A 20,938-nucleotide genomic window follows, 5' to 3' on the forward strand; every position below is an offset into this window, starting at 1 on the left:
ACTATTCCTTGCACGGCAATCCAGGGTTGGAACGCCGTCGCGCCGCGAGCGTGCATTGGATGACGCTCGCGTACCACAAGAGCCGTCCCGTCAACGGGGTACGGCCTGCACCACCGATGAACAAGGACGTGACACCCATGAAGCCTGCACCGTTAAGTGACAACCGCCGGGGCCCCGCGCAAATCTGGAACAGCGCCCCGCAACTCGCGCAAATCCCTGCCATCAATCCCGCAACCCTGGTGCCCGCCGGCGCTCGCGTGGTGGTCATCGCCCCGCATCCCGGCGACGAAGTGATCGCCTGTGGCGGTCTGCTGCAATTGCTCAGCACCCTTGAATATCCTCTGCAACTGATCTCGATTACCGACGGCAGCGCCAGCCACCCGGGGTCCAGCGTGTGGCCGGCCAAACGCTTGAGCGTGGTGCGACCTCAGGAAAGTGTCGAAGCCCTGCGCCGCCTGGGTGTGCCACTGCACAGCCTGAAGTGGATTCGTGGCGGCTTTGCCGACAACGCACTGGCCGCGCGCGAGCAGCAGATGAGCCAGTTCATCGCGCGCTACCTGCAACCCGGCGACGTGGTGTTCACCACCTGGCGCAACGACGGCAATGACGACCATGACGCCGTCGGCCGCGCCGCTGCCAAAGCCTGCGCAGTCAAGGGCGTGCGCCTGCACGAACTGCCGATCTGGGCGTGGCATTGGCCGCTTCGGGAAACCGCCGCCATCCCCTGGCAGCGCGCACGCAAGGTGCGGCTCGACACCTGGAGCGTCGCCCGCAAGCTGCACGCCGCCCACGCCTATGCCAGCCAATTGGCGGGCGACCCGGAAATCGGCCTGGCGCCGATCCTGGCGCAGGTGCTGCTGGAGCGCATGCGTGAACCCTATGAGATTGTATTTTTGTAGGCGCACCCACTCGTCTATACCTGTAACTTCTGACAGTAGCGAACGCTCTCTCTGTGTGGCTAGCTTGGAACACCGGCTTGCAGGGAGGGCGAATCATGAGCACACGGTTTTCATCAGTGACGTATCTGAGCGTCTGCAGCGTGACGACGCTGTTGCTCAATTGGCCCCTCCCCGCGCACGCCGCCTGTACGCTGGTCATAACCGCAGGCAACGACACCACCCTGTGCAGCGATGGCAGTGCTGGCGCGCTGACGGATTTACAAGGAAGCAACGTCCTGGAGTTCCCCCTCGGCGGTACCGGCATCATTGTCGGTAACGTGACTTATGGTGCGGGAGATGATCGGGTCACGATGGATTCCGGCGCGATCAATGGCGCGATCAACCAAGGTGACGGAAGAAATATTTTCCAGCTGTTCAATGGCAATATTTCCGGCACGGTGACGCAAGGCGCGGGCGGTGATATTGCGCAAATCAGCGGGGGCAGCTCCGGTGCAATCTCCCAGGGTGACGGGGTTGACCAGTACTTCCAGAGCGGTGGCACCGTCGCCTCGCTGGCTCAGGGCGACGGCCATGACGAGTTCACCATGAGCAGCGGAAAGATCATCGGTGCGTTTGAGGACGGCGATATTGCGCTGATGACCGGTGGCAGCATCGGGCGGGTCGACATGAAGCTCGACAACAACCTGTTCGACCTGAGGGGTGGAGAAATCTTTGGCAATCTGGTCACCGGCTTCGGAAACGATACCATCCTGGTTTCCGGAGGAACCGTCGGTGGCAATATCAGCGTCAGCGGCGGCAACGACATCATCAACGTCAGCGGCGGCGAGATAGGTGGGCAGATCCTCGCCAGCTTTGGCAACGATGAGTTCACTTGGGAAGGCGGCGGTCTGATCCATAAGGAAATCCTCATGGGCGACGGCGCTGACAAGGGTTTCCTGCTCAACCTGACCGAAACCACCCTGGCCTCCACACCACTTCTGGAGGGTGGTTTGGGTAATGACACCCTGACCTTCGACAACACCCGATCCGCCACGCCAACCCGCTATGTCAACTGGGAAACCGTCAACCTGGACAACAATTCGCGCCTGACCCTGGGCGGCGACTTCAAGCTCGGTGACAGCGCTACGGCCACCGGCACCCTGAATATTTTTGGCAGCGCCGCCCTGCAGGTAACACAGGGCAGCATCAGCCCCTTCACGGCCGGGCAACAAGCCAACTTGAACAACGGCGGCCTGATTGACATGACCACCGCCAGTTCCAGCGCCACCGACAGCCTGACCGTCAACGGCAACTACACCGGCAATGGTGGCGAACTCGCGCTGCAATCGGTACTCGGCGCCGACGGCTCGGCCAGTGACAAGCTGGTAGTCAGCCAGGGCACGCTGCAAGGTGGCACCACCATCACCGTCACCAACCTTGCCGGGCCCGGCGCCATGACGCTGCAGAACGGCATCCAGGTGGTTGAAGCACTTAACGGTGCAACCAGCAGCGACCTCGCTTTTACCCTGCGCGGTGGCGCTGTTTCCGCTGGCGCCTACGAGTACTATCTGTTCAAAGGTGGCGTAACGCCGGGCACCGGGCAAAACTGGTTCCTGCGGTCCTCGGTGGTGGCGCCGCCGCTGCCCAACCCTGGCGAACCTGAGAATCCTGGGAATCCTGGGAATCCCGGTAATCCAGGTAATCCTGAAAACCCGGTGGGCATCTTGCCCCCCGTTCCTGCCGATGGCACGCCAGAGCTCCCGGGGATCTTCCCGGGCGAAGACCCCATACCGATCTATCGCCCGGAAGTCCCGGTGTATGCCGTGCTGTTTCCCGCCGTGCAGCAGATGGTCCAGGGCATGCTGGGCACCTACCACGAACGCATGGGCGACCAAAGCCTGCAACGCCAACCTGGCGCTTTAGCGGCCGGTTGGGGCCGGGTGTATGGCAGTAGCACGCGGCAATCATTCGCCGGCACCGTCAGCCCGTCGCTGGACAGTTCTCTGTCCGGTTTCCAGGTTGGCACTGACCTGTATGCCTGGACCAACGACGCTGGCCTGACCCAACGCTTCGGCTTCTTTGTCGGCCACAGCCGCCTGACCGGCAATGTGGCGGGCTTCAATGGCGGTTTTCAGGGCAAGGACGCCGGCAACACCACCCTGCGCGGTGACAGCCTGGGCGCGTATTGGACACTCATCGGCGCCAACCGCGCTTATATCGATTTCGTGCTGATGGGTACACGGTTCGATGGCCACAGCGAATCCGACCGGGGCGTCAAACTCCCAACCAAAGGCCACAACGTGCTGGGGTCTGTGGAGGTCGGAATGCCGTTTGCGGTGTCTGAACAGTGGGAGGTTGAGCCGCAGGCCCAGGTGATCGTCGATCGAAGCTATCTGGACAGCCAGAATGACGGGATTTCAGATGTGTCATTCAGCGCCGACACTAACGTCGTCACCCGTCTCGGTGTTCGCCTCAAGGGCAGCTACAGCGTGAGCGGCATGCCCCTGCTGCCTTACGTACGTACCAACGTGTGGCACGCCAGCGCCGGGAATAACACCATCACGTTCAATGACAGTACGAACATCCATACCGAACAGAAATCCACCACGCTGGACGTCAGCGCCGGGGCAACGATGCAGGTATCGAGCACGGTCAGTGTGTATGGCGAGGTGGGGTACAACGGCAATCTGGACAGTAATCAGCTGAATGGGCGCAAGGGCACCATTGGCATAAGGGTCGACTTTTAACCTGTAGGAGCGAGCTTGCTCGCGAAAAACATCAAGACACCGCGCTCATCCAGATTAGCCGCGTTATCGTTAACGATCTTCGCGAGCAAGCTCGCTCCTACAAGAGGCTTGTCAGGCGTCCGGTCGCAGGATCAGCACGCCCAATGGCGGCAGGTTCAACGAGAGGGACAACGGCTGCCCATGCTTGGGCTCTTCCTCCGTAAACGCTCCGCCACCGTTGCCGAAGTTGGAACCGGCGTAGGTGTCGGCATCGCTGTTGATCACCTCGCTCCAGCGCCCGGCAAACGGCACGCCGACCTTGTAGGCCTCGCGCGGCACCGGGGTGAAGTTGGCCACCACCAGCACCGGCCTGCCGTCCTTGCTCCAGCGCAGCCAGGCATAGACGCTGTTGATCGCATCGTCGCCGATCAGCCACTGGAAGCCCTGTGGTGCGTCGTCCTGGTCGTGCAGCGCCGGCTCTTCGCGGTACAGGCGGTTGAGGTCGCCCACCAGTTTCTGCACGCCCCGGTGTTCGGGGTATTGCAGCAGGTACCAGTCCAGTTGCTGATCGTGGTTCCACTCGCGCCACTGGCCGAACTCGCAGCCCATGAACAGCAGCTTCTTGCCCGGGTGCATCCACATGAAGCTCAGGTAAGCCCGCAGGTTGGCAAACTTCTGCCAGCGGTCGCCGGGCATCTTGTCGATCAGCGAGTGTTTGCCGTGCACCACTTCATCGTGGGAAATCGGCAGGATAAAACGCTCGGACCACGCATACACCAAACCGAAACTCAGCTCGTTATGGTGATGGGCACGGTACACCGGGTCTTGCTGGATGTAGTGCAGCGAGTCGTGCATCCAGCCCATGTTCCACTTGTAGTTGAACCCCAGGCCGCCCTGTTGGGTCGGCTGGCTCACGCCGGGCCATGCGGTGGATTCTTCGGCGATCACCAGTGCGCCTGGGGCTTCCAGGGCCACCACGTCGTTGAGGTGACGCAGGAAGTCGATAGCTTCGAGGTTTTCACGACCGCCGTGGCGGTTCGGCACCCATTCACCGGCCTTGCGCGAATAGTCGCGATACAGCATCGACGCCACGGCATCCACCCGCAGGCCGTCGATATGGAAATGCTTGAGCCAGTGCAACGCCGACGCCAGCATGAAGCCATGGACTTCGGTGCGCCCGAGGTTGTAGATCAGGGTGTCCCAATCCTGGTGAAAGCCTTCCAGCGGGTTGGCGTATTCGTACAGCGCGGTGCCGTCGAATTGCGCCAGGCCATGGGTATCGGTGGGGAAATGCGCCGGCACCCAATCGAGGATCACACCGATGTCGGCCTGATGGCAGGCATTGACGAAGTACGCGAAATCCTCCGGCGAGCCGAAACGCGCCGTGGGCGCAAACTGCGACAGCGCCTGATAACCCCAGGAACCGCCAAACGGATGCTCCATGATCGGCATCAGTTCGATATGGGTGAAGCCCAGTTGCTGCACATACGGAATCAAGCGCTCGGTCAGCTCGCGCCAGCTGTACTGGCGGGATACTTCGCCAACTTCGTCCAGTTCGCACTGCCAGGAACCGGCATGCAACTCGTAGATCGACAGCGGCGCGCTGGGCTTTTGCCGCTCGCCGCGCGATTGCATCCAGTCATGGTCCTGCCAGTCGACTTGCAACGGCGGAGCAACTTTGGACGCGGTATCCGGCGGCAACTGCGTGGCCAGGGCCATGGGGTCGGCCTTGAGCGGCAGGATCCCGTGGGCACCCAGAATTTCATACTTGTAGGCGGCGCCCGGTTGCAGGCGCGGGATGAAAATTTCCCAGACCCCGGACGGATGACGCAGGCGCATCGGATGACGGCGCCCGTCCCAGATGTTGAAGTCGCCCACCACCGATACCCGGCGGGCATTCGGTGCCCACACCGCAAAGCGCACACCCTCGACGCCGTCGACACTGGTCACTTGTGCGCCGAGGCAACTGCTCAGGTCGCGGTGATTGCCTTCGGCGAACAAGTACAAATCCATCTCGCCCAACAGCAACTGGCTGAAGCTGTAGGGGTCTTCGGTGATCTGCTCGCCACCGGCCCACTGGATCTTCAGCAGATACGCCTGGCGAGTGCCGAAATGGCCGACAAACAAGCCGGGCACCTGGGTCGCATCGAGGCTGCCAATGTGCTCGCCGCTGTCACGGGCCAGCACCTGGACACTCAAGGCTTCCGGCAGGAAGGCGCGAATGAACTGGCCGCCCTGCTCGTCATCGTGGGGGCCCAGGATCGAGAATGGATCATGGTGTTCGGCCCGTACCAGGGCTTCGATATCAGCAGGCTTGGGCATCACACTCAACTTTTCCTGCAGCGGTTCTTTGCTTGTAAAACTCATGACGACTCCCCACCGCGTGCAGTTTTCGATAATGGTTTCAGCCCGCTAAGCAGCCCGTGCAAACCTTGCAACGGCACTGGCAACCAGCTGGGACGATTCTCTGCTTCGTAGGCCACTTCGTACGCAGCCTTCTCCAGGCTGAACAACGCCAGCGCTGCGTCTTGGCCTTTGGCATCCTGCCAGTCATGGGCCAGTGTAGTCGTGGCAGCGTGATAGGCCTGGATAAATGCCTGTTTGGCCTCATGCAAGTAGCGATCCGCCACCCGCTGCCGGGATGCATTGGCTTCAGGTGACTGGTCGACGCCTTGCACATTCACCGCCATGGCCGCCGCGTAATCAAACGACCGTAGCACCCCGCTCACATCCTTGTACGGGCTGTGTTTGCCGCGACGTTCAGGCAGCGGCCGCGCCGGCTCGCCCTCGAAGTCAATCAGGTAGGCATCACCCTTCACCACCAGTACCTGGCCCAGGTGCAGGTCGCCGTGCACGCGAATACGCAACCCGCCCACCGTGGCTTTCGCCAGGTCCTGAACGTAACTGGCGATGGCCTTTTTCTGATCCAGTAAAGCACTGACCAACGCCTGATCGGCAGGGTTCAACTTGGTTTGATGCTGCTTGAGCAACTGCAACGCGCGGTCGATTTGTGCGCCTACATGCTTGGCCCAGCCCTGGGTGTCCTTGAGGGACGTAACCTCAGGCTTGAAGGCCTTGTTGGTGGTAGGTGCTGCCAGCACCTGGTGCATTTCACCGAGGCGCTGGCCGAGCAAGCCGGCAAAATCCGCCAGCTCACCGAGGGCGTTGTAATGCTGTTCCTGTTCGGAGATGGCTTCCGCCAGTTCATCGCGAATCGCCCGTTCCAGGTTGTTCTGGGTCCAGCCCCAGGCGTCGCCCTGGTTGCTGAGGTAACCCTGGGCAATCATCAGCAGGTTGTCCTGGCCATCGGCATCATGGCGAATCACCGAACCCAGCAGCGGCGAGATATGTTCGTAGCCGGCCTCGGTCAGGTAGGCGCCCATTTCCAGTTCCGGGTGAACCCCGGCGCTGACTTTACGGATCAACTTGAGCACCAGGCTGCCGCCCACCACCACTGAGCTGTTGGACTGTTCGGCGGCGAGGTAGCGCACTTCCGACTCGTCGTTCAATTCCAGCTTGGCCAGCTGCGCCGTGGGCTCGAAGCGAATCTCGCCATCGGTGGAGTCGAGGACGGTTTTGGCCTGGAGACCCTGGATCACGCCGCGGATATAGGTGTCGAGGCTGAAGGCATCAGTCACCAAACCCACCTGACGCACTCGCCGTACTCGGGCAAGCGCCAGTTGTTGCGGCAAGGCGCTGGTGAACTGGTCTTCGCCGAGGAAGCCGAATGGCAACTGATAGCGGCTGACCTGCCCGGCGCTGGTGACTTCGATTTCACTGAGCAACACCGGGTGCTGCGGGTCGCCAAAGCGCACGCCGTAAGCGATGTGCACAGCGTCGATTGCCGTGTCCTTGCTGGCAAACCAGCGGCGCTTGGGCAGCCACGCCGGCAAGGCATTTTGTTCCAGGGTGGTGCGGCACGGTGCTTCGAGCAGTTCTTCCATGCGTTTCTTAAGCACCAGGGTGGTGAAGTCCGGGATGCTTTGCGCCGGCTCCACGTGCCAGCTTGGCATCTGGTTTTCCGCCGCAAGCACGAACCAATAGAAGCCGTACGGCGCCAGAGTCAGCAGGAAATTCAGCTGGCCAATGGGCGGGAAGGCGTTGCCGCCGAGCATCTCCACCGGGACCATGCCGGCAAACGCTGAAAGATCGAGTTCGGCGGCCTGGGCGCTGCGGGAAACGTTGGCCACGCACAGGATGATTTCATTTTTGCCGTCCTCGCCCACGAATTCGCGGGTATACGCCAGGATGCGGCGGTTGGTGGGCGAGAGCATTTTCAGGCTGCCGCGACCGAAAGCCTTGGACTGTTTACGCACGGCGAGCATGCGTCGGGTCCAGTTCAGCAACGAGTGCGGGTCCTGGGTCTGGGTTTCGACGTTGACCGATTGGTAGCCGTATTGCGGGTCCATGATCGGCGGCAGTACCAGGCTGGCCGGGTCGGCGCGGGAGAAGCCGCCGTTGCGGTCGATGGACCATTGCATCGGCGTACGCACGCCGTCACGGTCACCCAGGTAGATGTTGTCGCCCATGCCGATTTCATCGCCGTAGTACAGGGTCGGCGTGCCCGGCATCGACAGCAGCAGGCTGTTGAGCAACTCGATGCGGCGGCGGTCACGCTCCATCAGCGGCGCCAGGCGCCGGCGAATCCCCAGGTTGATGCGCGCACGGCGGTCGGCGGCGTAGTAGTTCCAGAGGTAGTCGCGCTCTTTGTCGGTGACCATTTCCAGGGTCAGTTCATCGTGGTTGCGCAGGAAGATTGCCCATTGGCAATTGGCCGGGATCTCCGGAGTCTGGCGCAGGATGTCGGTGATCGGAAACCGGTCTTCCTGGGCCAGCGCCATGTACATGCGCGGCATCAGCGGGAAGTGGAACGCCATGTGGCATTCGTCGCCGTCATCGCCCTTTTTGTCCCCGAAGTACAGCTGGGTGTCTTCCGGCCATTGGTTGGCTTCGGCCAGGAGCATGCGGTCGGGGTAGTTGGCGTCGATCTCGGCGCGGATCTGCTTGAGCAGGTCGTGGGTTTCCGGGAGGTTTTCGTTGTTGGTGCCGTCGCGTTCGATCAGGTACGGGATGGCGTCCAGGCGCAGGCCGTCGATGCCCATGTCGAGCCAGTAACGCATCACCGACAGGACGGCTTTCATGACCTGCGGGTTGTCAAAGTTGAGGTCCGGCTGGTGGGAGTAAAAGCGGTGCCAGAAGTATTGGCCGGCGACCGGGTCCCAGGTCCAGTTGGACTTTTCGGTGTCGAGGAAAATGATGCGGGTGCCGTCGTATTTCTGGTCGTCATCGGACCACACGTAGAAGTCCCGCGCTGCCGAACCCGGCTTGGCCTTGCGTGCGCGCTGGAACCAGGGGTGCTGGTCCGAGGTGTGGTTGATCACTAGTTCGGTGATCACCCGCAGCCCGCGTTTATGGGCTTCAGCGATAAAGCGCTTGGCGTCGGCCATGGTCCCGTAGTCGCTGTGCACGCCACGGTATTCGGCGATGTCGTAACCATCGTCACGGCGTGGCGAGGGGTAGAACGGCAGCAGCCAGATGGTGTTCACACCGAGGTCGGCGATGTAGTCAAGCTTGGCGATCAGCCCGGGAAAGTCACCGATGCCGTCGTTGTTGGAGTCGAAATAGGATTTGACGTGAACCTGATAAATCACCGCGTCCTTGTACCAGAGCGGGTCTTTGATAAAGGTGGCAGCCTTGGGTTTCTTCGCCATTGGAAACTCCTGGAAATTCGAAAAATTCTGCCTGAAGGAACTCGGTCAATGTGGGAGCGGGCTTGCTCGCGAAAGCGGTATATCAGTGGACCGATTCGGAGACTGACACTCCGCTTTCGCGAGCAAGCCCGCTCCCACCTTTGATCTCCAGTGGTTTGGAGATCGGTGTCGATTCAGGAAACGGTAATGCGCCAGATGCCAAACGGCTGATGCCACGGTTCGATGCGCATCCACTGGGTCTTGCCGTACCACGTCCAGCGGTGGCCGGTCATCAGGTCTTCACCCTGGGTCTGGGCGTCGTCCGGCAGGCCCATCTCCCACAGCGGCAACTCGAAATTGGCCTCCTGGGCGTTGAACGGGTCGAGACTCACGGCCACCAGAATGAAGTTGCTGCCGTCCTCGCTGCGTTTGCCGAAGTACAGGATGTTGTCGTTCCACGCGTTGTAGAGTTTCAGCCCGAGGTGCGTCTGCAAAGCCGGGTTTTGCCGGCGGATGCGGTTGAGCTGGGCGATCTCGGCAATGATGTTGCCAGGCGCCGTGAAGTCTCGCGGGCGGATCTCGTACTTTTCCGAGTCCAGGTACTCTTCCTTGCCCGGCACCGGGGCCGCTTCGCACAGCTCAAAGCCGGAATACATGCCCCACAGGCCCGAGCCCATGGTGGCCAGCGCGGCACGGATCAAGAAACCCGCGCGGCCGGATTCATGCAGGAAGCCCGGGTTGATGTCTGGCGTATTGACGAAGAAGTTCGGCCGGAAGCACTCGCGCCACGGCGACTCGTTCAACTGGCTCAGGTACTCGCTCAACTCGGCCTTGGTATTGCGCCAGGTGAAGTAGGTGTAGCTCTGGGAGTAACCGACCTTGCCCAGGCGCGCCATCATCGCCGGGGTGGTGAAAGCTTCGGCAAGGAAGATCACTTCCGGGTACCTGGAGCGCACGTCGCTGATCAGCCATTGCCAGAACGGCAGCGGCTTGGTGTGGGGATTATCGACGCGAAAGGTCTTCACGCCCTCTTCCACCCAACCGACCACGATGTCACGCAACTCGATCCACAGGCTGGGAATCGCATCCGCCGCATAGAAGTCGACGTTGACGATGTCCTGGTATTTTTTCGGCGGGTTCTCGGCGTATTTGATCGTGCCGTCGGGTCGCCAGTTGAACCAGCCCGGATGCTGCTTGAGCCACGGATGGTCCTGGGAGCACTGGATCGCGAAATCCAGGGCAATCTCCAGGCCATGATCGGCGGCGGCCTTGACCAGGTTGCGGAAGTCTTCTCGGGTGCCGAGCTGCGAGTGGATCGCCTCGTGGCCGCCCTCTTCGCTGCCGATGGCATACGGGCTACCCGGATCATCGGGCCCGGCGGTCAGGGAATTGTTCTTGCCCTTGCGATGGCTACGGCCGATGGGGTGGATCGGCGGGAAGTACAGCACGTCAAAACCCATGTCATGGATCATCGACAAACGTGAGTGCACGTCGTTAAAAGTGCCGTGGCGCGCCGGATCGTCGGTGATCGAGCGCGGAAATAGCTCGTACCAACTGGCGAATTGCGCGGCTTCGCGTTCCACGTCAATCGGGTATACCGGGCTGATGCTCAAATAGGCGCGATGATCGGCCTGGGTCATCAGGTGTGCACTGTCTTCGTGCAGAAACAGCGCGACTTGCTCGGTTTCCAGCAGGCCGGAGAGTTCGTGGTGCAGTAGCATCAGGCGGTCGCGCAGTTCGTTGTCACTGCGTTCGGCGGCTTGCAGGACCTGGCTGCGGCCTTCCTGCAACTCCAGGCTGACCGGTACCCCGGCCTCGTGTTTCTTGCTTAATTCGTAGCGGAAGCTGGCGAATGTGTCGATCCAGGCCTCAATGCAATACTCATGCGGGCCCTGGGCCGTGACGGTGAACGCGCCTTCCCAGCCGTTGTTGCCGACATCGGTCATCACCACGCTGTGCCAGCTTTCTTCACTCAGCGGGCGCCAACGGATCATCACCGCGAGTTTGTCATGGCCGTCGGCAAAAACCTTGCTGGCAACCTGTACACGCTGGCCAACCACAGCCTTGACCGCAAACTCACCGCCATCGATCACCGGCGTGGTGCTTTCAATCGCAATCCTTGGCAGCAACAGTGCCTGGGACAGCGGTAATGTGGAGGTTGAATCATCTTGGGTCAGTGTTTCAGCAGTCATCGAGCATCTCCCCTTAACGCCCAGTGGACGCTCTTGCGCTTGATCCAAATTCTGAAACGGCAGTGCTCTCCCTGAGCAGGGCCGTATAGGTTCCGAGCATGCTGGCGATTGAAAAGTTCAGGTGGATATGACGCCATCGGGCGGGGAATCAAATCCACCGGGCGGTTGTCCACCGGTAGAGCAAAGCACAAAGGAGGCCACACCGATGAATATCCCTATTCCAGCTGAAACGCCTGATCCCAATATAGATAAGCCGACATTGCCGCCGACCGAACCCGACCCGGTTCCCGAGCAGGAGCCACCTGGCACTCAGCCACCACCCGTGGAGGAACCGCCGACGACAATGCCGCCGGTGATTGTCTGAATCGAATCGGTACCGCTCAGGTTTTGACGGTCCAATGTCGATCGTCAAAACCGAAGCTTCCCACCCGAAACAAAGATGGCTCTTAGAGCAAGCGCCCACCTGCCCCCCTGAGACTTACTCCCGCGCAAACGCACGTCCACGTTCCCGGGATGTAGCGTTTACATCACTAGAACGCGAGGAAGCCTCATGTCCACGATCCATAGCGAACCGCCTGCCCACAACCCACTCCTGCTAAATGAACAGCCACCCATCGGGGCCCGGACCGGGCAAATCCTTACCGACCTCAAAGCCCTGCTGACCAAGGACAACATTGACCAACTGTTGCGCCATCCCAATGCTGCAAGCAGCACCAAGGCCTTAAAAAAGCTCGGCGATTTGTTGACCCGCGAAAAGATCACCGCACTGTTGTGCGCGCCCGAGGCCAAAGCGTATGCCAGAACCCTCGTGGAAATGGGCATGCAGTTGAAGGAAGACAGCATCAACTCGAGGCTGAAGGCCGTTACAGTTGACCTGATCAAAAGCGCAAGACAAGAGAACGAAAAGAGACGTTTTGACCTGATCTGTATGATCGCCACTATCGATCCCGACAACGACACAGCGCTCTGGAGCGCGATATCAGACTGGCAGCAATCCATGAGCAAGTTGCATCACCGCGCCCGGGGCTGTGAGAGAACGGCCAAAACCTTCATCGACATCGGATCCCGCCTGAGTAAGAGCAAAATCGATGTATGGCCAGGCGCCAGCTAATCCTTTTCCAGCATCCTGACAATCCTCGGCATCACACTGAACACCATCAACGCCAGCACCGTACTCAGCACCGCAGTGGACTCGCGCCCCATCCCCGCCGCCACGCCAATGGCGGCGGTCATCCACAGGCCAGCGGCGGTGGTCAGGCCTTTGACGTGGCCCTCTTCATCTTCCTTGCCCTTGAGGATAGTTCCGGCACCCAGAAACCCGATGCCCGCGATCACGCCTTGCAGCACGCGGCTCATGGCGTCGGCCTGGGAGCCCGACATGCTCGGCACCAGTACGAACAGCGCGGCGCCTATGGCCACCAACATATGGGTGCGCACCCCGGCCGCCTTGCCTTTATGTTCGCGCTCAAAGCCGAGGATGCCGCCGAGAATCGCCGCGATCAGCAACCGCACCGTGACTTGTGTCAGTTGCCGGGCATCGCCGATGTCGGCAAATTCCGTTTGCAGGGTTTGCCAGACTTCATGCCACCACGCGTCCATGGACGTGTCCTTTTCATGGGTAGATACGAGATGGACAGCGCGGACCGTCAGTCAGTTGCGCAGAACCATTTATCCAAGGGCAACGCCTAACGTTCAGTACCCCTGGAAAAGGACAACACCATGCCCGTACGTATCGAAAACCAGACCTGTTACTTCAAGGTCGACAAAAACGCCGCAGAAGAACGCCTCGCCGCCACCGATGTCACCGTGATTACCGACAGCGCCAAGGCCATGTCGGCCGTGGAGTTGAACGGCGAACGGATCTACATCACCGAAGCAGAAGCCGACGCATTGACCGTCGCAGGTGCCACCGACGGTCGTAAGCATTTAAAGGCTACCGACGGTGATTCGGTGATTTGATTGACCTGGATCATCACTGCCTGAAAAGCGCTGCACCCCACGCGCCATAGGGTGCAGCACATTGTCGCAGGGTGGCACTGCCGGCCCATCTGATCCGCTTTTTATCGCCCTACCTGAGTCTGTTATGCAAACAGAGCGCCGTTCATAGTTCATCTGCCTGATGGAGGCTGATGAGCGAAAGACCATGAGCGATAGAATCCCCGTCCGAACCGTAGAAGTGTTTGAGCCTGCGCATCCAAAGAAGATGAAGGCCAAATCCAGCGACAACCTGATTCATACCCGCAGTTTTACCGGCCTGTTCCGCACCTTGCGCGTGGTGGGCGCAGGCTTTCTGTTCCTGGCGTTTTTCGGCACCGTGTGGCTGAACTGGGGCGGCCGGCAAGCGGTACTGTGGGACCTGGCTGAAAGCAAATTCCACATCTTTGGTGCCACGTTCTGGCCCCAGGATTTCATCCTGCTGTCGGCGCTGTTGATCATCTGCGCATTCGGCCTGTTCGCGATCACCGTGTTCGCAGGGCGAGTGTGGTGCGGTTATACCTGCCCGCAAAGCTCGTTTACCTGGCTGTTCATGTGGTGCGAAAAGGTCACCGAAGGCGAGCGAAACCAGCGCATCAAGCTGCAGGCCGCGCCCTGGGGCTTGAACAAGCTGGCTCGGCGGTCGGCCAAGCACACGCTGTGGCTGGGTATCAGCGTGCTGACCGGGCTGACGTTTGTCGGCTACTTCACGCCGATCCGGCCGCTGGCCGAAGAACTGCTGACCTGGCAAATGGGTGGCGTCAGCCTGTTCTGGGTGCTGTTTTTTACCGGCGCTACCTACATCAACGCCGGCTGGCTGCGGGAAGCGGTGTGTATGCACATGTGCCCGTATGCGCGGTTCCAGAGTGTGATGTTCGACAAAGACACCCTGACCATTTCCTACGACGTGGCCCGTGGCGAAAACCGTGGCCCGCGCAAACGTGACGTGCAACCGGCGGACGTGGGCCTGGGTGACTGCATCGACTGCCAGCTGTGCGTGCAGGTGTGCCCCACCGGCATCGACATCCGTGACGGCCTGCAAATGGAATGCATCGGCTGCGCCGCGTGTATCGATGCCTGTGATTCGATCATGGATAAAATGGGCTATGCCCGCGGCCTGGTCAGCTATACCTCGGAGCATCAGTTGCAAGGTGGCAAGACCCATCTGCTCAGGCCACGGCTGATCGGCTACAGTGCCGTGCTGCTGGTGATGATCGGCGCGCTGGTGGTGGCCCTGGTGGCGCGCCCGATGGTGTCGCTGGACGTGACCAAGGACCGTGGGATGTTTCGCGAAAACAGTGAAGGCTTGATCGAGAACATCTACAGCCTCAAGGTCATCAACAAGACCCAGCAACGCCAGGATTATCGTCTGGAACTGGTGGACGGCGATGGCTTCCAGTTGCAGGGCAAGACCGACATCCGCCTGGCGCCGGGGGAAATTACCGATGTGCCGGTGTCGGTGGCGATGACGGCAGACAAGCCGGCCAGCAGCTCCCAGACCATTCGCTTCAAGGTCACGGACGTGGATGAACCGTGGATTTACAGCGCGGCGGATAGCCGGTTTGTGGCGCCATTGAATCGCTGAGCCCGAGCTTTCAGCAACACTGGAGATCTAATGTGGGAGCTGGCTTGCCAGCTCCCACATTAGATCTGTGTTCAACCAGCAAAATCTGTTCAAAGCACTGAGACTCAATGAAACGCTACGAAAAATTCGCCGACGACATCGCAGAACTGATTCGCTCCGGCGTCCTCGGCCCCGGCCAGCGCGTGCCTTCGGTGCGCTACGCCAGCCAGACCTACGGGGTCAGCCCGTCCACGGTGTTCCAGGCCTACTACCTGCTGGAACGTCGCGGGCTGATACGCGCCCGGCCGCGCTCCGGGTACTTCGTCAACACCCATGCGCCGAGCCCGTTCTCCGAGCCGGTGGTGAGCGCCCATGTGCACGAATCCACGGAGGTGGACGTCAGCGAATTGGTGTTCTCGGTACTCGACTCCATCAAAGACCCGCAAACCGTGCCCTTCGGCTCGGCCTTCCCCAGCCCGACGCTGTTCCCCTTGCCACGCCTGGCCCGCTCCCTGGCCAGCGCCAGCCGGGAAATGGACCCGCGGATGGTGGTCACTGACATGTCGCCGGGCAACCCGCAACTACGTCGGCAAATCGCCCTGCGCTACATGGTTGGCGGGCTGATGCTGCCGATGGAAGAACTGTTGATCACCAACGGTGCGCTCGAGGCGCTTAACCTGTGCCTGCAAGCCGTGACCGAACCGGGCGACCTGGTCGCCATCGAAGCCCCGGCGTTTTATGCCAGCCTGCAAATCCTCGAACGCCTTAAGCTCAAGGCGGTGGAAATCCCCGTGCACCCTCGCGATGGCATTGACCTCAAGGTGCTGGCGCAAAGCCTGGAGCGTTACCCGATCAAGGCCTGCTGGTGCATGACCAGTTTCCAGAACCCGATGGGCGCGACCATGCCCGAGGCCAAGAAGCAGGAGTTGGTGGAGTTGCTGCGCAGCCACCAGGTGCCGCTGATTGAAGACGACGTGTACGCCGAGTTGTACTACGGCCAACAAGCGCCGAAACCGGCCAAGGCGTTCGACACCGAAGGCCTGGTGATGCATTGCGGCTCGTTCGCCAAAAGCCTGGCCCCGGGTTACCGCATTGGCTGGGTGGCTGCCGGGCGTTATGCGCAGAAGATCGAGCGGCTGAAGCTGATGACGTCACTGTGTGCGTCGATGCCGGCCCAGGCGGCGATTGCCGATTACCTGCAACACGGCGGCTACGATCGGCACCTGCGCAAGCTGCGCTATGCGCTGGAAGAGCAGCAGAGCGCCATGCTCGCGGCCATCGCCCGTTACTTCCCGGCGCAGACACGGGTCAGCCAGCCCGCCGGCGGTTACTTCCTGTGGCTGGAATTGCCGGAGCAGACCGACTCGTTGAAGTTGTTCCAGATGGCCCTGGCCCAGGGCATCAGCATCGCGCCGGGGCCGATTTTTTCGCCGACACAGCGCTTCAGGAACTGCATTCGTTTGAATTACGGCAGCCCGTGGGACGAGTCGTGTGAGAGGGCCATGGAGACGCTGGGGAAGATTGTGCGTTCGTTTTGACAGGCTGTGTGACGACAACTGACCTCGTCGCGGGCAAGCCCGGCGCCCACAATTGATCGCGTATCTCTGTGGGAGCCGGGCTTGCCCGCGATGACGCCCGAACGGGCGCTATGACGTTATCGACCGCCCGCCAGATCAATAAAGGTTCCTGTCGCATAGGACGCCTTGTCCGACAGCAGCCAGATAATCCCTTCCGCCACTTCTTCGGCACGCCCGCCACGGGCCATGGGAATCCCCGGTTCCAGCTTGCTTACCCGGTCAGGATCGCCGCTCAGCGCGTGGAAATCAGTGAAGATGAAACCTGGACGCACGCCATTGACCCGGATCCCCTCACCCGCGACTTCCTTGGAAAGCCCGAGGGTGAAGGTGTCCAATGCGCCCTTGGACGCGGCGTAATCCACATACTCCCCCGGCGACCCCAGACGCGCGGCGGCCGACGACACGTTGACGATGCTGCCGCCCTGCCCGCCATGTTTGGGCGACATGCGCAGCAGCGCGTGCTTGGCGCAGAGGATCGGCCCCAACACATTGGTCCTGAGCGTCTTCAGGATACGGAACTCGGACATTTCATCGACCCGCGATTTGTGCCCCACGGTACCGGCGTTGTTCACCAGTGCCGTCACCCGGCCCAGCTCGGTATCCACACGGTGGAACAGGCCAATCACTTCGTCTTCGATGCTGACATCGGCCCGCACCGCAATGGCCTGTGCGCCGAGGGCGCGCACTTGCTCAAGCACCCGGTGAGCAGCGTCTTCATCAGCCTGGTAGTTGATGCAGATACGATAGCCCTGGGCAGCGGCCAGCAACGCCGTGGCGGCGCCGATCCCACGGCTGCCACCGGTGATGATGACGACTTTGTCCATGTGTAAGGTCTCCTGATTCAACGTGAGCTGTTGGATCCAATACTACCTGCGACCGCCAGGTTTTGCATGGGCTCAGGTCAACCCGGGGAGACGCTGTCGATCACGCCAACGTAAAAAGCTCGGCATTGGCCAGAGGCGCCGGATGCGGGGTGGCCCTCGAACCACCCGCGATCAGCACCTGCCCCGTCGAAAGGCAGCACGCGCCATGCCCGAAACGCCCGGGCTGGAGCGGCGCGGTCAGCGACCATTGTGCGGACCGTGGGTCGTACAGCTCAGCCGTCGCCGCCTGTTCGGGTTGGGAAAGGCTGCTGGCGCCCACCACCAGGACTTCTCCCGTCGCTAAACGGGTCGCGCTATGGTCTTTGCGCGGGACACACATCAGTGTCCGGTCCCAGCTGTTCAGGACCGGGTCGTAGATAAAGGCCAGGTCTTGCGCCGGGCCGAAAGGTTCATCAGCACCGCCGCAGATCAACACCCGACCGTCGGCCAACAAGGTAGCTGTGTGCTGCATACGGGGAGCGGGCAAAGGTCGCCGTTCAGTCCAGCGGCGGCTGGTGGGGTCGTACAGAAAGGCCCGGGGCAGCGTGGTGTTCTGCATGCCGGAATAGCCTCCGACCACCAGCACCTCTCCCGTCGGCAGCAGCGTTGCGGTGTGATTCATGGCATCCACGGGGAGCCAGGCTTTACGCTGCCAACGGCCGGTGAGCGGGTCGTAGCATTCAACGCTGTCTTGCACCTGCCCGGCGCCTGACTGCAGATTATTGCCGCCGACCACCAAGACGTTTCCTTACGCCAACAGCGTGCTGGTATGGCCGAAGCGCGGCGTGTGCAAGGCCCCCGTTGGCGTCCAGCGATGGGTTGAGACGTTATACAACTGCACATCGCTGATCGACTGGCCGGACTCGCTTCCAGCCGTCAACAGCACAATGCCCGACTGCAAAACCACAGCACCACTGGCACTGCGGGGAAATGGAAGCGGCGCAGCCGTCGACCATTGCCCTGACGCTTGGTGGTAGAACTCCGCGCTGGCCATGGTGCGGGTGGTGGATGCGCAACCGCGTGTGCCAGGCGCCACTTGGTCGAAACGCGAGCCCAAAGCCTCGAGGGTGCCTTCCCCGGCGATGACCAGTACACCCAGGTCGGCGATGCGCACAGCGTTGTGGAAATAACGGGGCTCGAGCATCGAACCTGTGGGTGTGAAAACACCGGTCATGCGCGATGCCATGTCGTTCGGCTCCCAAGTCAGCTTCCTGGAATCGACTCTATACGCGCTGTATCACGGTCGCTACTGTCAGAATTAACAGGTCTGCGCGCCACTCAAGGAGTGGGGCCGACCACCTCGGCGCTGGCTTTTTCAATGTCCATCATGAACTTGTCCGCCGGCAGCGGGTGGCCCAGCAGATAACCTTGCAGGGAATCGCAACCCAAACGCGTCAGGAAACGCTGCTGTACATCGGTCTCCACCCCTTCGGCAACGATCCGCAAGCCCAGGGCCTGGCCGAGGGCGACGATCGCCGAGACGATGGCGGCATCATCACTGTCGTGCTCCAGGTCGCGTACAAACCCACGGTCGATTTTCAGTTCATTGGCCGGCAGGCGCTTGAGGTACATCAGGCTCGAATAGCCGGTGCCGAAGTCGTCGATGGACAGGTCGACGCCCATGTCCGAGAGCTTCTGCAACACCGTCATGCTCGCATCGGCATCGCTCATGGCGGTGGTCTCGGTGATTTCCAGGGTCAGGCTGTTGGCCGGCAACCGGTGGCGCTCCAGGGCATTGGCGACACTCTTGACCAGCCCGGCATGGCAGAACTGCAACGCCGACAGATTCACGGCGATGCGCCAGTCCTGATAGCCCTGGGCGTACCACACCTGCATCTGGCGGCAGGCTTCATTGAGCACCCAGTCGCCGATGGGGATGATCAGCCCGGTCTTTTCCGCCAGCTCGATAAACTTGTCCGGCAGCAGCAGGCCTTCTTGCGGGTGTTCCCAGCGCAGCAGCGCCTCGGCACCGACCGGGCGGCCGCTGAGGGCGTCGAACTTGGGCTGGTAATAGAGCCGGAACTGTTCGTGTTCCACGGCATTGCGCAAATCCTGCAGCAGTTGCAGTTGTTTGCGCGCATTGGTGTTCATCGACACATCGAAAAAGCTGTAGCCGTTCTTGCCCATGCCCTTGGCGTGATACATCGCCGCGTCGGCGTTCATCAGCAGTTCCTGGGGCGTGGCGCCGTTGCCGGGGAACAGCGCGATACCGATGCTGGCGGAGATCTTCAGCTCGTGCTCGGCCACGTGGAACGACTGGTTGATCAAGCCCACCTGGCGCTCGGCCAGGCGCAGCGCGTCCTCGGGCTGGGTCAACTGCACCAGCAAGACAAACTCGTCACCGCCGATGCGGGCCAAGGTGTCCTGGCTGCGCAAGTCTTCCCGCAGGCGCAGGCCGACCTCTTGCAACAACTGGTCGCCCATATGGTGACCGAAGGCATCGTTCACCGGTTTGAAACCATCCAGGTCGATAAACATCAGCGCGAAGCAACCACCCTCCTCGTTCACCCGCTGTATCGCCTGTTGAATCCGGTCGGCGAGCAAGGTGCGGTTGGGCAAGCCGGTGAGCATGTCGTGCAGGGCCAAGTGAGTGAGTTCGTGGTTGGCCTGGGTCAGGGAGTCGGCCAGCACGGCGGTGCGGGCTTCCAGGCGCGCATCGGCCAGCGAGGTCAGCAGCGCAATGATCAGCACCGCCAGGGTGGTCACCAGCACCAGGTTATCCAGGCCCTTGCCGCTGAGGCCTGTCAGGGCTGCGCCGCAAAAACTGCCATCGGCGAAACGCGCAGCGGCCATGCCGGTGTAGTGCATGCCGACAATGGCCACGCCCATCACTATCGCCGCCCCGCCCCGGGCCAAACGCACGTAAGGTGTGTTGCGCCGCAGATTGAAGGCGATCCACAAGGCCGCCGCCGAAGCACCCACTGCAATCAACAGGGAGGCGGTGAACAGCGTAGGGTCGTAGTCGATGCCGGGCGTCATGCGCATCGCGGCCATGCCGGTGTAATGCATGGCGCTGATGCCGGCACCCATGATCAGCGCGCCAAACGCCAGCTGCCAGGCGGGCAAGCGCGGCTGGCTGACCAGCCACAAGGCAAAACCACTGGAAAGAACTGCGATCAGCAATGACAGCGCCGTGATGTCGATGTCATAGCCCAGACGGATGGGCAAGCGAAAGGCAAGCATGCCGATAAAGTGCATCGACCAGATGCCCACACCCATTGCCAGCGCACCGCCGACCATCCACAGGTATACGGCGCGGCCTTTGGCCGTGGCAATACGGCCGGTCAGGTCCAGCGCGGTATAGGACGCGAGTATCGCAACGAACAGGGAAATCAGGACCAGGGCGGGGGAATAACTACCGGTGAGCATGGGACTTCTCGTGACCAATGGGCCAAACGGCCTCCGTGCCAGGGTGAAAAGTCGGGGATTGTAGCGAGATTAATTCTTGTACACCTGAAATATTATCGTATAGCC

Annotated in this window: 15 protein-coding genes; 7 read left to right on the top strand and 8 right to left on the bottom strand. The window is 61.2% G+C overall.

Going from position 1 to position 20,938, the window contains the following annotated elements:
- Window positions 1-137: 137 nt before the first annotated feature.
- Both NVB75_RS05330 and NVB75_RS05335 read left to right on the top strand, forming a co-directional pair.
- Window positions 138-899 carry a PIG-L deacetylase family protein gene (locus NVB75_RS05330; RefSeq protein ID WP_258348536.1) on the top strand — a complete coding sequence of 254 codons (762 nt, stop codon included), beginning with the start codon at window positions 138-140 and terminating at the stop codon, window positions 897-899.
- 95 nt (window positions 900-994) lie between these two features.
- Window positions 995-3,625 carry an autotransporter outer membrane beta-barrel domain-containing protein gene (locus tag NVB75_RS05335; protein ID WP_258346329.1) on the top strand — a complete coding sequence of 877 codons (2,631 nt, stop codon included), beginning with the start codon at window positions 995-997 and terminating at the stop codon, window positions 3,623-3,625.
- A 111-nt stretch (window positions 3,626-3,736) separates the two neighbouring features.
- Here NVB75_RS05335 and glgB read toward each other — a convergent pair whose 3' ends face one another.
- From glgB to NVB75_RS05350, 3 genes are all read right to left on the bottom strand, one after another.
- The gene (gene glgB, locus NVB75_RS05340; RefSeq protein ID WP_258346330.1) at window positions 3,737-5,971 is read right to left on the bottom strand and encodes a 1,4-alpha-glucan branching protein GlgB; all 2,235 of its coding nucleotides are present in this window, start codon (window positions 5,969-5,971) and stop codon (window positions 3,737-3,739) included.
- Window positions 5,968-9,315, bottom strand: a complete 3,348-nt coding sequence (treS, locus tag NVB75_RS05345) for a maltose alpha-D-glucosyltransferase (protein ID WP_258346331.1) — start codon at window positions 9,313-9,315, stop codon at window positions 5,968-5,970. The genes glgB and treS overlap by 4 nt, the downstream gene beginning before the upstream one ends.
- Window positions 9,316-9,488: 173 nt before the next feature.
- On the bottom strand, window positions 9,489-11,486 hold the full coding sequence (locus NVB75_RS05350) for an alpha-1,4-glucan--maltose-1-phosphate maltosyltransferase (RefSeq protein ID WP_258346332.1): 1,998 nt from the start codon (window positions 11,484-11,486) through the stop codon (window positions 9,489-9,491).
- 205 nt (window positions 11,487-11,691) lie between these two features.
- Here NVB75_RS05350 and NVB75_RS05355 point away from each other — a divergent pair, with 205 nt between their 5' ends.
- Window positions 11,692-11,850 carry a hypothetical protein gene (locus tag NVB75_RS05355; protein WP_166742161.1) on the top strand — a complete coding sequence of 53 codons (159 nt, stop codon included), beginning with the start codon at window positions 11,692-11,694 and terminating at the stop codon, window positions 11,848-11,850.
- 186 nt (window positions 11,851-12,036) lie between these two features.
- Window positions 12,037-12,597 (top strand): hypothetical protein, encoded by a 561-nt coding sequence (locus NVB75_RS05360; RefSeq protein ID WP_258346333.1) that lies wholly within the window; start codon window positions 12,037-12,039, stop codon window positions 12,595-12,597.
- On the opposite strand, the gene NVB75_RS05365 is transcribed toward NVB75_RS05360, so the two are convergent.
- On the bottom strand, window positions 12,594-13,085 hold the full coding sequence (locus NVB75_RS05365; protein WP_258346334.1) for an MgtC/SapB family protein: 492 nt from the start codon (window positions 13,083-13,085) through the stop codon (window positions 12,594-12,596). The two genes, NVB75_RS05360 and NVB75_RS05365, sit on opposite strands and share 4 nt — an antisense overlap.
- Before the next feature lie 120 nt (window positions 13,086-13,205).
- Here NVB75_RS05365 and NVB75_RS05370 point away from each other — a divergent pair, with 120 nt between their 5' ends.
- The 3 genes from NVB75_RS05370 to mapR all read left to right on the top strand — a co-directional run bounded on the left by NVB75_RS05370 (window position 13,206) and on the right by mapR (window position 16,562).
- Window positions 13,206-13,445 carry a DUF3203 family protein gene (locus NVB75_RS05370; RefSeq protein WP_258346335.1) on the top strand — a complete coding sequence of 80 codons (240 nt, stop codon included), beginning with the start codon at window positions 13,206-13,208 and terminating at the stop codon, window positions 13,443-13,445.
- A 184-nt stretch (window positions 13,446-13,629) separates the two neighbouring features.
- Window positions 13,630-15,045, top strand: coding sequence for a cytochrome c oxidase accessory protein CcoG (ccoG, locus tag NVB75_RS05375; protein WP_258346336.1), 1,416 nt, complete (start codon window positions 13,630-13,632; stop codon window positions 15,043-15,045).
- 107 nt (window positions 15,046-15,152) lie between these two features.
- Complete coding sequence (gene mapR / locus NVB75_RS05380) at window positions 15,153-16,562, top strand: GntR family transcriptional regulator MpaR (RefSeq protein WP_258346337.1); 1,410 nt, start codon at window positions 15,153-15,155, stop codon at window positions 16,560-16,562.
- A 116-nt stretch (window positions 16,563-16,678) separates the two neighbouring features.
- On the opposite strand, the gene NVB75_RS05385 is transcribed toward mapR, so the two are convergent.
- The 4 genes from NVB75_RS05385 to NVB75_RS05400 all read right to left on the bottom strand — a co-directional run bounded on the left by NVB75_RS05385 (window position 16,679) and on the right by NVB75_RS05400 (window position 20,833).
- The gene (locus NVB75_RS05385) at window positions 16,679-17,425 is read right to left on the bottom strand and encodes an SDR family oxidoreductase (protein ID WP_258346338.1); all 747 of its coding nucleotides are present in this window, start codon (window positions 17,423-17,425) and stop codon (window positions 16,679-16,681) included.
- A 100-nt stretch (window positions 17,426-17,525) separates the two neighbouring features.
- Window positions 17,526-18,200, bottom strand: a complete 675-nt coding sequence (locus NVB75_RS05390) for a kelch repeat-containing protein (RefSeq protein ID WP_258346339.1) — start codon at window positions 18,198-18,200, stop codon at window positions 17,526-17,528.
- Between the two features lie 12 nt (window positions 18,201-18,212).
- On the bottom strand, window positions 18,213-18,650 hold the full coding sequence (locus tag NVB75_RS05395; protein WP_258346340.1) for a kelch repeat-containing protein: 438 nt from the start codon (window positions 18,648-18,650) through the stop codon (window positions 18,213-18,215).
- A gap of 92 nt (window positions 18,651-18,742) precedes the next feature.
- Window positions 18,743-20,833 carry a bifunctional diguanylate cyclase/phosphodiesterase gene (locus NVB75_RS05400; RefSeq protein ID WP_258346341.1) on the bottom strand — a complete coding sequence of 697 codons (2,091 nt, stop codon included), beginning with the start codon at window positions 20,831-20,833 and terminating at the stop codon, window positions 18,743-18,745.
- Window positions 20,834-20,938 lie beyond the last annotated feature (105 nt).

The sequence above is a fragment of the Pseudomonas sp. CBS genome (assembly GCF_024734645.1).
Taxonomy (GTDB): Bacteria; Pseudomonadota; Gammaproteobacteria; order Pseudomonadales; family Pseudomonadaceae; genus Aquipseudomonas.